The organism is Bordetella tumbae (assembly GCF_054780995.1).
On record NZ_BAAGVG010000006.1, the window covers coordinates 1 to 12,087 of the forward strand.

The 12,087-nt window shown below is 59.5% G+C and carries 9 protein-coding genes; 2 read left to right on the forward strand and 7 right to left on the reverse strand.

Going from position 1 to position 12,087, the window contains the following annotated elements; all coding sequences use genetic code 11:
* Positions 1 to 393 precede the first annotated feature (393 nt).
* Positions 394 to 1,722 carry an isocitrate lyase gene (gene aceA / locus ACYVI2_RS05105; protein WP_415820632.1) on the reverse strand — a complete coding sequence of 443 codons (1,329 nt, stop codon included), beginning with the start codon at positions 1,720 to 1,722 and terminating at the stop codon, positions 394 to 396.
* A gap of 426 nt (positions 1,723 to 2,148) precedes the next feature.
* Here aceA and queF point away from each other — a divergent pair, with 426 nt between their 5' ends.
* Positions 2,149 to 2,970 carry an NADPH-dependent 7-cyano-7-deazaguanine reductase QueF gene (queF, locus tag ACYVI2_RS05110; protein WP_415820631.1) on the forward strand — a complete coding sequence of 274 codons (822 nt, stop codon included), beginning with the start codon at positions 2,149 to 2,151 and terminating at the stop codon, positions 2,968 to 2,970.
* Positions 2,971 to 3,101: 131 nt separating this feature from the next.
* Here the strand turns inward: queF and ACYVI2_RS05115 are convergent, their stop codons facing one another.
* The 6 genes from ACYVI2_RS05115 to ACYVI2_RS05140 all read right to left on the reverse strand — a co-directional run bounded on the left by ACYVI2_RS05115 (position 3,102) and on the right by ACYVI2_RS05140 (position 11,048).
* Positions 3,102 to 5,435 carry a molybdopterin guanine dinucleotide-containing S/N-oxide reductase gene (locus ACYVI2_RS05115; protein ID WP_415820630.1) on the reverse strand — a complete coding sequence of 778 codons (2,334 nt, stop codon included), beginning with the start codon at positions 5,433 to 5,435 and terminating at the stop codon, positions 3,102 to 3,104.
* A 59-nt stretch (positions 5,436 to 5,494) separates the two neighbouring features.
* On the reverse strand, positions 5,495 to 6,490 hold the full coding sequence (locus ACYVI2_RS05120) for a tripartite tricarboxylate transporter substrate binding protein (protein ID WP_415820629.1): 996 nt from the start codon (positions 6,488 to 6,490) through the stop codon (positions 5,495 to 5,497).
* A 63-nt stretch (positions 6,491 to 6,553) separates the two neighbouring features.
* The gene (locus ACYVI2_RS05125; RefSeq protein WP_460490272.1) at positions 6,554 to 7,588 is read right to left on the reverse strand and encodes a M14 family metallopeptidase; all 1,035 of its coding nucleotides are present in this window, start codon (positions 7,586 to 7,588) and stop codon (positions 6,554 to 6,556) included.
* Positions 7,585 to 8,799 carry a cystathionine beta-lyase gene (gene metC, locus ACYVI2_RS05130; protein WP_415820627.1) on the reverse strand — a complete coding sequence of 405 codons (1,215 nt, stop codon included), beginning with the start codon at positions 8,797 to 8,799 and terminating at the stop codon, positions 7,585 to 7,587. The genes ACYVI2_RS05125 and metC overlap by 4 nt, the downstream gene beginning before the upstream one ends.
* Before the next feature lie 41 nt (positions 8,800 to 8,840).
* Positions 8,841 to 10,418 (reverse strand): rhodanese-like domain-containing protein, encoded by a 1,578-nt coding sequence (locus tag ACYVI2_RS05135; RefSeq protein WP_415820626.1) that lies wholly within the window; start codon positions 10,416 to 10,418, stop codon positions 8,841 to 8,843.
* Positions 10,419 to 10,460: 42 nt separating this feature from the next.
* The gene (locus tag ACYVI2_RS05140) at positions 10,461 to 11,048 is read right to left on the reverse strand and encodes a cysteine dioxygenase family protein (protein ID WP_415820625.1); all 588 of its coding nucleotides are present in this window, start codon (positions 11,046 to 11,048) and stop codon (positions 10,461 to 10,463) included.
* 108 nt (positions 11,049 to 11,156) lie between these two features.
* On the opposite strand from ACYVI2_RS05140, the gene ACYVI2_RS05145 reads away from it, so the two are divergent.
* Complete coding sequence (locus ACYVI2_RS05145) at positions 11,157 to 12,080, forward strand: LysR substrate-binding domain-containing protein (protein ID WP_415820624.1); 924 nt, start codon at positions 11,157 to 11,159, stop codon at positions 12,078 to 12,080.
* Positions 12,081 to 12,087 lie beyond the last annotated feature (7 nt).

Below are 12,087 nucleotides of genomic sequence, written 5' to 3' on the forward strand. Positions count from 1 at the left end.
ACGAAAAGACCAATATGGCCACTCTTTAAAAAGTCCTATCCTCGTGTCCAAAATAACTGGACCAGGACAGCTCATGGGCCGAGTCGCGGCGATAGGCCCGGCGGGGCTTTTACACGCCGACCTCCTGCGCCAAAAGAACTCCAACCGACGCATGCCACAGACTACAACCGTGGCATAAGAAAAGCCCCCACGCCGCGCCCTCGGCTTACTGCCCGGCAACAAAAAAACGGGATGCCCGCAGGCATCCCCAACCACCCTACTACAGCAAACTAAAACTCAAGCATCTCGGCACGGCAACAAGGTTGTCATGCCGATAAACCAGCTGGCACCGCCCCTCAGCGGCACCAGTCATTCATGTCGTCACGGTTAGCCATGACGACGGTCCCGCTCCGATCAAGCCGCACGCACTTGGGTCACGGGCTCGTCATGATGGAACTGCGCCTCTTCGGTCGAGCCGGTCAATGCCGTCGTCGACGACTTGCCGCTCTCGATGGTTTGCGTGACCGCATCGAAATAGCCCGTGCCGACTTCGCGTTGGTGCTTGACGGCGGTAAAGCCCAGCTCGGCCGCGGCGAATTCCTTTTGCTGCAACTCCACAAAGGCGCTCATCTGGCGGCGGGCATAACCATGCGCCAACTCGAACATGCCGTAATTCAAGGCGTGGAAACCGGCCAGCGTGATGAACTGGAACTTGTAGCCCATGGCGCCGAGTTCGCGCTGGAACTTGGCCACCGTGGCGTCGTCCAGGTTCTTTTTCCAGTTGAACGACGGCGAGCAGTTATAGGCCAACAGCTTGCCCGGGAATTGGCGATGGACGGCCTCGGCAAATTTACGGGCATATTCCAGATTCGGCGTCGAGGTTTCGCACCAGATCAGATCCGCGTACGCCGCATAGGCCAGGCCACGGGAGATCGCTTGATCGATACCGGCCTTGGTGCGGAAGAAGCCCTCCACCGTGCGTTCGCCAGTGATGAACGGACGATCGTTTTCGTCCACATCGCTCGTCACCAGATCGGCAGCGTCCGCATCCGTACGCGCCAACACCACCGTCGGCGTACCCATGACGTCGGCAGCCAGACGAGCCGACACCAGCTTGGACACGGCTTCACGGGTGGGCACCAGAACCTTGCCGCCCATGTGGCCGCATTTTTTCACCGACGCCAGCTGATCCTCAAAGTGCACGCCGGCGGCGCCTGCATCGATCATGGATTTCATCAATTCAAACGCATTGAGCACGCCGCCAAACCCTGCCTCGGCATCGGCCACGATAGGCGCGTAGTAATCGATGTAGCCCTCGTCGCCCGGATTTTTGCCTTCCATCCATTGGATCTGATCACAACGCGACAAGGCGTTGTTGATACGGCGAACCACTTGCGGCACCGAGTTGACGGGATACAGCGATTGATCGGGATACATCTCACCCGCCAAGTTCGCGTCACCGGCGACCTGCCAGCCAGACAGATAGATGGCCTTCAGACCGGCCTTCACCTGTTGCATGGCTTGGTTGCCCGTCATCGCACCCAGCGAGTTCACAAAGGGCTCGCTATGCAAGAGCTCCCACAAACGGGTCGCGCCGCGGTGGGCCAGCGTGTGTGCGACCGGCACTGAGCCACGCAGACGGATCACGTCTTCGGCGCTATAGCTGCGCTTGATGCCCTGCCACCGGGTGTTTTCCGCCCAGTCTTTCTGCAGATTACGGATTTCGGTTTCGCGATTGCTCATGACATGCTCCTGAAAAAACAAAAGGCAAAAAGAGAAGAAACACAGAGAAAAACTTGAATTCGGAGGCAGACACCAAGGTCGTCCTGAACAACAGACCGGAGGATCAACCTGGAGGTGATGCCATCGGTATTGCGTCAGATCATTCAGTGCCGCGTTGGATAAAAGTCTATGCCTATGTTGCGGAGCAAGGCGCTTTTAAATCTTATACAAGACTAAAAATATTTTTCTTTTAAATCATAAAGTTAAAACTTTAATTTCGCATTACGAAAAGACTTTGCCATCTATGAAATGTCTCGTCGCTGCTATGCACCAACCACTTTCATATGGCGCAGATTACTTTTCACTATATGAAAAAAAGGGTCTTTCGAAGGGCCTAAAATGCAGGTTCCGAACGTTGTCTTCAACGTTGCTCTTGATCACTGCTCCATGTCTTTAGCCAATGCCCCGCTGGGCCACCATGTCGACTACCCGGCGCAATACAACGCCAACCTGCTCTTTCCTATTGCGCGCTCGCACAATCGCGCCAGCCTGAATCTGCCCGCAACGCTGCCCTTTGCCGGCGTGGATATCTGGAATGCCTATGAACTCTCGTGGCTGGATCACAAGGGCAAGCCCCAGATCGGCATGGCCACGTTCACCGTGCCCGCCGACAGCCCGAACATCATCGAATCCAAGTCGTTCAAGCTGTATTTGAATTCGTTCAATCAGACCCGCCTGGATAGCACTCAACAATTGCGGGATCACCTGGTGCGCGATTTGTCTGCTGCAGCGGGTGGCGATGTCGGCGTGGATTTGATCCTGCCCGAGCGCTTCGCCGCGCTGACCATCAGCGAACTCGAAGGCGAGAATCTGGATGCGCTCGATATCGAGATTGACACCTATACGCCTGACGCTGCGCTCTTGCGCTGCGCCGACGGCCCCGCTGTGTCCGAAACATTGACCTCGCGCCTGTTGAAGTCCAACTGCCCTGTCACCGGTCAACCCGATTGGGCCAGCGTCCAAATCCGCTACCGCGGCCAGCCGCTGGATCGCGCCGCGCTACTGCGCTATATCGTGTCGTTTCGCAATCATGCGGAGTTTCACGAACATTGTGTGGAACGGATTTTCACCGACATCATGGCCGCTTGCCGGCCCGAGCAGTTGACGGTGTATGCGCGCTATACGCGGCGTGGGGGGCTGGATATCAATCCGTGGCGCAGCAATACAGGAGAGTCTGCGCCTCAGGATGTGCGGATGGCCCGGCAGTAACGGGCTAGGCGTACGTGCGCCAAGCCGTTCTATTGGACGTCCAAGCGGCCCGATTGCCTCGGCTCGACGTCCGAAAGTACGTCAATGCCCATAAGCGCATCAACGCCCTAAACCCCTGACGAATGCATACGTCATGGATACGCCCCCAGCTCTGGCGGCTCATACGCCCGTATCGGCGGCACCGGCCCATCGTAGCGCTCGAGTTGTACGGCCGTCAGCTGCCCGGTACACCCTTGCGCCAATGACGACGTGCCAACGTCTCGCGTCAGCACATTAGGATTGCCGTGCACACACATCGGGCGGTCGTCGGCCGGATCCTCTGGATCAAACCATGCCCCCGTCGGCAATTGCACCACGCCCGGCATAATGCTGTCGGTGACATGCGCGGCCGCCAGACACGCACCGCGCGCGTTAAACAAACGCACGATGTCGCCGTCGGCGATCCGGCGGCTCTGGGCATCGGCCGGATGCACACGGCACACTTCGCGGCCATGGCGTTTGGACGACGCGCTGTGCGCACCAAAATCCAATTGGCTATGCAGCCGGGTCGCAGGTTGATTGGCCACGAGATAGAGAGGATGCGCACTATCGGGCGCATCCGTAGGCTCGATCCAGGCCGGATATCCAGGGCAGTCACGGTAACCAAACGACGCCACGGCCGGCGAGCTGATCTGGACCTTGCCGCTGGGTGTAGGCAGAGGATGCTGATCCGGATCCTGGCGAAACGCACGCAGCATTCCACCGTCATCCGGCGACTGCGGCAGAATCACCTCACCGCGCTGCCAGAAAGCATCGAAATCCGGCGCATCCGCGCCGCGTTCGGCCAATGCGGCACGCGTCGTTTCATAGATATGGCGCAGCCACTCACGGCTGCTGCGCCCTTCTGTAAAAGCCTCGCGCCGCCCGAGCCGCTCCGCCAGATCGGCAAAAATCTCATAATCATCCCGCGCCTGCCCCACTGGCGGTGCGATACGGTGCATCGCCACCATCAACGGATCCGTCGGCGTGGCGCCGATATCCTCGCGTTCCAGCGTCATCGTGCATGGCAAGACAATATCGGCATGCCGAGCGGTCGCGGTCCAGACACATTCGTGCACGATGAACGTGTCGAGCGTGCGAAATGCCTCGCGCAGACGCGTCAGATCCTGGTGATGGTGAAACGGGTTGCCGCCGGCCCAATACGCCAGGCGCACGTGGGGATATCTCAAACGCTGGCCGTTATAGTCGAACGTCCCGCCGGGATGGAGCAGCATATCGGCAATACGCGCCACCGGAATATAGGCGTCCACGCTATTGCGCCCCTGAGGGAACGCCGCGATCGGTACAGCATTGTTGCGTTTGCCGTAATGAGCCAGCGTACCCAGCGCGTAGTTGTATCCCCCTCCTGGCAAACCCAGCTGCCCTAGCGCCGCTGCCAGCACCACCCCTAGCCAGACGGGTTGCTCACCATGCTCGGCACGCTGCAGGGAATGAGACACCACCACCAGTACCCGCTTGGATACCAGAGAGCGAGCCAGCGCAATAATGTCCGTCTCGACAAGGCCCGTCACGCCAGCGGCCCAGGCAGCATCCTTGGGCTGGCCATCTATCTGCCCTGACAGATACGCCTGAAAATTTTCCCAACCGTCGCAATAACGCGAGAGAAACTCTTGGTCATGCAGGTCCTCGCTGACCAATACGTGCAACAGCCCCAGCATCAGCGCCGTATCCGTGCCTGGCCGCACAGGGAGCCAACGGGCCTGCGCCTCGTCGGGCAAATCTTCACGCAATGGACTGACGCAAATGAAACGGCAGCCGCGGCGCGCGGCGCTGCCCATCGCATCGCGCTCGATGTGGCGGCTGATCCCGCCGCTGGCCACTTGGGTGTTGCGTACTGCCATGCCGCCGAATGCCAGCACAACGTCGCTATGCTCGACGATCTGATCCCACGTCACATTGCGGCGGGCAACCGCATCCAGCGGTCCCAATACGTGCGGCATGATGACCGCCGATGCACCGGCGCTATAGTTGTTGACGGAACGGACATAACCGCCCAGCGCCGTATTCAGGAATCGATGTACTTGGCTTTGTGCATGATGGAATCGCCCGGCGCTGGACCAACCGTACGAGCCGCCAAAGATACTTTCCAATCCATACGTGTCGCGCTGGCGTTGCAACTCGCGTGCGACCAGATCCGACGCCTCGTCCCACGACACCTGCACGTATGTGTCGTTGCCGCGCGCGCGATCCGCACCCGGGCCGCGTGTCAACCAGCCCCGCCGCACCATGGGCGCCGTGACTCTGGCCGGATGGCGCAATGCGTTGGTGAAGTTATTGATCAGCGGACTGGGATCCGGATCGCCCGGATGCGGACGCACCTTTACATGATGGCCGTCGAAGCTCGCAAAAAACGTCCCCCAGTGAGAACTATGTGAGCCTTCGGCGGCGCCAGGAGCAACGGAACGGGAATGGGGAACGGACACCATGACGCGATATACCTGAAAAGAAAGACAAGCCAGCCCATCGGGCTGGCTGTGCGGCGCATCTATTCTGCACGCATGTCAGCTTGTTGAACCAATTTCCCCCATTTTGCGCGCTCCGTTGCCATCAACTGGCCGAACCCGTCGGGCGTACTCGAGGTCGCCTCCATGCCCGCGGCGGCAAGCCGGTCACGGACGTCGGGTTGAGCCATGGCCTCGACCAATGCCTCGTTGAGCTGCTTGATGATCGGCGCAGGTGTGCCCGCAGGAGCCACAATACCGTACCAATTCATCAGATCGTAGCCCGGGACTCCGGCCTCGGCCATCGTCGGCGTTTGGGGAAATAGCGGCGAGCGTTTCGATGTCGTGACGGCCAGCAGGCGCAGTTTGCCCGAGTCGATCATCCCCTTGGCTGTCGGGTCGCAGAAGGTCAACGGCACCAGCCCCGCCATCACATCCGTCAAGGCGGGCGTCGTGCCCTTGTACGGCACGTGCATCATCTTCAGACCCGCCATCATCTTGAACTGCTCGCTTGCGATCTGACCGATTGTTGCCACGCCACCCGAGGCATAGTTGATTTGCGCGTCCGGTTTTTTTGCCGCGTCAATCAGGTCCTGAACGGTCTTGTAAGGCGCACTCGGCGAGACCACCAGCAGATTCGGCATCGTCACCAATGTGCTGATCGGCGCGAAATCCTTGCTGGGGTCATAATTCAATTTACGCAAGTTCGGCCAGATGGTGAACGAACCCGGCGTGGCGATGTACAAGGTATAGCCATCCGGCGCGGACTTGGCGACATACTCGGTTGCTGTCAGGCCGCCTGCCCCAGGACGATTTTCTACGATCACGTTGGCCGACAATTTAGCCGCCAGCCCCGGCGCCACAGAGCGCGCCAGCACGTCCGCCCCGCCGCCCGGCGGAAACCCGACGACGATGCGTACAGGACGGCCTTCGGCCGGAAAACCAGCCGCTTGCGCGCCGGAGGCAACGGCAGCCAATGCGGTTGATACGATTGTTGCGGCCAGCATCATGCGGCCAGTGATAGTCACTAGGCTATTCATTGGAAATTCCCCTTGATATATAGAACTGACGCGATGTCGTGGATCGCGCCAGACTTGCACCTGTCAGTGCCAGGATGGGACGGGTGTTGTCCCCTCTCGCCACTCCCAGGCTACAAATGCGAGACGCTCGCCGGTATGCACGACAGGATCCGATCGCAAACCGATCAGGATGCCTTCGCGTGGCATGGGCGCCACCGGCGTTACGGTGCCATCGAGCGCGATGACGTCGCCCAGGGATTCTCCTTGGGATACCCGGTCACCCGCGCAAAAGCGCGGGACAAAGAGACCGCCCTCGTCTGCCGTAATCCAACCGCGCTGCGACACCAACCTCAGAGATTGTGCAGAATCGGCCGGTGCCGGTGCGCCAGGCAAAATGCCCATGCTGCGTGCCAGCGTACGAAAACCGACCTCGGCGCGTTCGATATTGTCAGGCTGATAACGATTGCCTGCCCCCAGTTCCAGCATAAAGGCGCAGATCCCCGCACTCAGGCACTGGTAATCGAGACCGCCGGCAATATTGCCCGGTAATTCGCCCTTGCCGCTGACATCTTGCCGGCAAGCCAATACAGGAAAGAAAGGCGCCATCGCTGCGAGCAGGTCGTCTTCTTTGACCTGGTCATTGGGAGGCGTTTTGTACACGGTGTAGGGACGCGAATCGAATAGCGGATTCATCGTGTGCAGATTGATCAGGACGTCTGCGACCCCGCGTATCTCCTGCATCAGTGCGTGTGCAACTCGCTCGGTAATCATGCCGTCCGCCTTGCCTGGATACGTTTGATCCAGATCCAGTTCGTCGTACGGATTGCGTTTGCGGCGCGCATCCAGCGCCTGCGGATTGCCCGTGGGCGTCACGACGAGATTGCCCGACATGGTCGACGGATCCAGGCTGTTGGCAAAGCGCAGCGCCGCTACCATGCCGTTGATTTCGTCACCATGCACCTGCCCGTGCAACCACAGCGTGCGTCCTGGACGCGCACCTCGTACGGCGATATACGGCAGTGACACATCCACGCCTGATGCCATCGACCCGACACGCAGCTTGCCGCTGCGTCGTGCGCCACCTTCATTGTTTGCTAACCACTGACCAATGCTGCTCACGCTTTGCTCCTTGAAATTCCGTAGGTGGATCGCTCAGGACTAATGGCGTCAAACGCTTGTCCCAGATCGGCAATCAAATCGTCCGGGCTTTCCAGACCGATATGCAGACGCACAATGCAACCGTGCGCAGACCAATCGGTCACGCTGCGCGCGTTGGGCAAATCCGCGGACGTCACCAGGCTTTCGTAGCCGCCCCAAGATGCGCCGAGCCCAAACAACTCCAGACTATCGATCCATTGATCTGCGGCGGCGCGTGTCACCTGCGGCTGAAACTCGAACGACAGCAGGCCGTTCGTACCCGTGCAATCGCGTTTCCAGATGTCATGTCCCGGGTGTTCCGGCAATGCCGGGCAAAACACCGAGCGGACATCAGGACAGCTTTGCAGATAGCTCGCCACTCGCAGTGCATGCTGCTCGTGCATGGCCAGGCGCGCGGTCAGGCTGCGAATGCCACGCAAGACCAGATAGGCGTCATCGGGACTCACCGTCATGCCGAATGCGTCACTGCGCGCCGACAGCGCGGGCCACGCTGCCTCGGTGGTCGCGACAGTCCCCATCATCACGTCGGAATGGCCGCTGAGATACTTGGTCGCCGCCATGACGGATACATCGGCGCCCAATGCGAGAGGGCGATACTGACAGCCCGAGCCCCAGGTGTTATCGCAGACCAGCAGTGCATCATGACGATGCGCAATGTCGGCCAGCCTCGGCAAGTCGCACATCTCGTAGACCAATGAGCCGGGACATTCGGCATAAATCATCCGTGTTGCCGGCTCGATTTTGTCCTCGACATCCGAACCGTCGGCGGCGAAGAACGTGCAACGGATCTGATACGGCGCCAGAAACGACTCGGCCAATTTGCGCGCAGGCTCATACACCGCATCGGACATCAATAGATGGTCTCCGGGCTTGAGATACGCAAGCAGCGTCATGGCGATGGCAGCAAGACCGGTGGGAAACAGCTTGGTGCGATAAGCCCCCTCGAGTTCGCTCACCGCGTCTTCCAGGGCGAAGCCGGTGGGATTACCCCGTGCGCCATAGGTGAACACGCGTTCCCCCGAACGCCGCGCACGCAAGTCCCGCTGTTGAGCAACATTGTCAAACACGACAGTGCTGGCACGCACCACAGGAGGGTTGACGGGCGATCCCCCTTCATAGGCGGGCGTTTTGCCCGCGTGCAACATGCGTGTCTGTAATTGCCGTTGCGACATGATGTCTTTCCTGTTCATAACGAGATGAGGACAGATATCGATCAGGCATCAGCCTGAAACGATGGCAAGCGAAACTCGGCCTTCTCGAACTCATCGAGTTGCGAGATCAGGTTGATTTCCCATTCCAGATATTGGCGTGCCGCAGCCTTGTTGCCGCTGTGACGATCATGGACAAAGAACAAGTAGTCGATGCATTCGTCGTCAGCGGGCGACTGTGGACTGGACTGCACCGGCAAACCCGCATCGACCCAAGCCTGCAATCCGCCTGCCAATACCCTTACTGACATGCCCAGCCGATCCAGTTCGATCGCTGCGCATGCAGCAACGCCAGGTTCATCGGCCACCAGCACAATGTACGCATCGATGCCTTTCAGATCGGCAGCCAAACGCGGCCGTATCGACCAACGCGACCCCGGAATATGCGTCTGGCGAAAACGCATACTGGCGCCCACATCGATGACAATGGGAGGTGCAGCTTGACGCAATTGCTCAGCCAACGCCGCTGCATCGATCAGGGTGGGCTGCGGTATCGCAGGTGGCGCAAGCGCGGCCAGTGTCAAACCACTCGCCAGTCCGCCGTCCAACACGTAAACATCGTGTCCCAACTGCTTTAACCAACTGGCGACAACAAGGGCTCGTACGCCGTCGTCATCGAATAACACCAGCCGCGCGCGACGTACACCGATGTACTGATCAGTGGCCTGGATCAACTGACCGCCAGGCGTATGCACCGCGCCGGCCAAGGTGCCGGCGGCGTACTCTTCAGGCGTGCGGACATCGCACAAGAAAAGCGATCGCTGCGTATCCGCATTCCAACGCTGTACGGTCGGCGCATCAACGGTCGGCACCTCATAACGTTTCGCCAGTTCCTCGGCAGACCGTCTGATAGCCGGCAGATCATCGCTCGGCTCGCCATAGCGCCGGCTCGCGCCATGGTCCAGCACCAGATCGTCCAACATCCACCCCTGCGTACCACTTTGCAATGCCGAAACTCGGTTGGGCAAACCCAGGTTAATCAAGGTCTGCGCGCCGATGATGCTGCGCGTACGGCCGGCACAATTGACCACGATATGCGTTTTGTCGTTGGGCACAATACGCCGCACGCGATAGGCCAACTCACCGTTCGGGCAACTCGTCGCGGTCGGGATCGACATCTTGCGATATTCCGCATAGGGCCGACCATCCAGCACGACAACATCCTCGCCCGCCTGCAACATGGCATGCAACTCGGTGGCAGTCACATGCGGCGTCTCGTAAATCTGCTCGACCAACTCGCCGAATGCCTTGGATGGCACGTTCACGCCGGCAAACAAGGTATAGCCCGCTGCCTGCCAACCCGCCGTCCCGCCGTCGAGCACATGTACGTTCGAATAACCCAGTTCGGTCAGTCGCTGCGCCGCAGCCTGGGCGACGCCGTGTCCATCATCGTAGACCACAGTGCGCACTTGTTTGCGCGGTGCCAGACGCTGCACGTCCAGCTCCAATCGGCTGTACGGCAACGTGATGCCATAGAACAAGTGAGACTCACCATATTGCCCATGCTCCCGTACATCAAAAAGCGCAATCTCAGCGCCGTCATGCAACCAGGACTTCAGGGTTTGCGCGTTAATTAAATGCATGTTCCGCAACGAAAAGATGAATGAATGAAAGGCAAGGCTTGATCAACGGCGCGTCTGCACGCCGATCGACATCGTTTCGCAGGTCCCGTTTTCCAGGTCATAGCCCGTACGCTGGGTCAACGTTTCCAATGCACGTCCATACAGATGCAAATGACGGATGACCTGCCCCGGCAGAATCTCCACCGAATGGATGTCCTCGGGCATCAGCGCGATCCCCGTACCAGGCTCGACCCGGACCTGGCCGGACTCTCGCAACTGGGCACGTCCCGGCACGCTGCCGTCGTCCAGGCGCTCATAGACACGGTTGAGCTCCACCCCTTCGACGGCGCTGATACAAGCCCAGGTCGTATGGTTGTGCGGCACGATGCGTTTACCTGGACGCATGACGTTGAGATACAAGGCGTAACTTTGATCCGGCTCTTCAGAGATCAAATAGCGCGCCTGCAACTCACCATCCTGCGGTGCAGCAAACGCCTGCTCACTCCACAATTCCCTACGCGCGGCTAATCGATTCAGTTGCGCCAGAATGCCGTCGAGCCCAGCTCGGCTGAGCTCACCCGCCAGTGCGATCTGCTTGACTTGCTCAATGGCGCTCTGTACTGCCTCGGTACGCTCTGTCGATACGCTCATGCTTTCACCCCTTAAAAAATTTTCAAACTACGTTGATTGAAAATATAGGCACAGACGCAAGACGAAACAATCTAGAATCGAGTCGAAATCGATTAGTAAAACTGATATATGCAAACACTAGACCTCGACACCCTGAGAACGCTGACTGTCATCCAGGAACAGGGCGGCTTTGCTGCGGCGGCCATTCATCTGGGCCGAACACAGTCCGCCGTGTCGCAACAGATGCAGCGGCTCGAAAGCCAGCTCGGCCGCGCCATCTTTGAGCGGCGCGGTCGGCAAAAGCGCCTGACCCCGCACGGCGAGCGGCTGCTGGACTACGCGCGGCACCTGCTATCGGTCAACGACGAAGCCTTGCGCAACCTGCAGCAAGGCAGCCTGGAGGGCGTGCTGCGCATCGGCGCACCGCACGATGTGGCCGATAACATGCTTCCTCCGCTGCTCGCACAAATCGCCCGTCATTCGCCGTTGCTGCAAATCGATATCCACGTGGGGCGCAGCCCGTTTCTGATGGAATCTCTACATCGCGGCGAGATCGACATGACGATTTCCAATCGTCACGATCCTACGTTGGAGGGTGTCGTACTACGTACCTCCCCCACGGTGTGGGTCTGCTCGTCCAGCTATGTGCTGGACACCAGCAAGCCTATCCCGCTCGTCCTGGCCGACGGCCCGAGCCTGTTCCGGCGCCTGGCGCAAGAGGCGCTGGACGACGCGGGCATTCGTTGGTCGCCCAGCTATACATCATCCAGCCTGATAGGAATCAAAGCCGCGCTCCGGGCAGGGTTGGGCGTGACCGCCCGCGGCATCGAGCTGATTGGTACGGATTTCCGCGTATTGGGAGAAAACGACGGCATGCCGCGTCTGCCCGACGTCGAGTACTACCTATTCGTGCGCAATAACGTCGTGCGCCCGCTGACTCGGCGGGTCTTTGACATGCTCAAGAGCAATATGCGGTTGTTGCGCAGCGCTGATCGAGAGAATCGCCCGGGGGACGTACTCGGCGGCGGAAATCATGTCCGCTTTGCGGTCTGACCAGGCC

Excerpts from the sequence above, each read along its gene's own strand:
- queF (WP_415820631.1), top strand. The coding sequence starts at position 2,149 with ATGTCTTTAGCCAATGCCCCGCTGGGCCACCATGTCGACTACCCGGCG.
- aceA (WP_415820632.1), bottom strand. The coding sequence starts at position 1,722 with ATGAGCAATCGCGAAACCGAAATCCGTAATCTGCAGAAAGACTGGGCG.
- ACYVI2_RS05115 (WP_415820630.1), bottom strand. The coding sequence starts at position 5,435 with ATGGTGTCCGTTCCCCATTCCCGTTCCGTTGCTCCTGGCGCCGCCGAA.
- ACYVI2_RS05120 (WP_415820629.1), bottom strand. The coding sequence starts at position 6,490 with ATGAATAGCCTAGTGACTATCACTGGCCGCATGATGCTGGCCGCAACA.
- ACYVI2_RS05145 (WP_415820624.1), top strand. The coding sequence starts at position 11,157 with ATGCAAACACTAGACCTCGACACCCTGAGAACGCTGACTGTCATCCAG.
- ACYVI2_RS05135 (WP_415820626.1), bottom strand. The coding sequence starts at position 10,418 with ATGCATTTAATTAACGCGCAAACCCTGAAGTCCTGGTTGCATGACGGC.
- metC (WP_415820627.1), bottom strand. The coding sequence starts at position 8,799 with ATGTCGCAACGGCAATTACAGACACGCATGTTGCACGCGGGCAAAACG.
- ACYVI2_RS05140 (WP_415820625.1), bottom strand. The coding sequence starts at position 11,048 with ATGAGCGTATCGACAGAGCGTACCGAGGCAGTACAGAGCGCCATTGAG.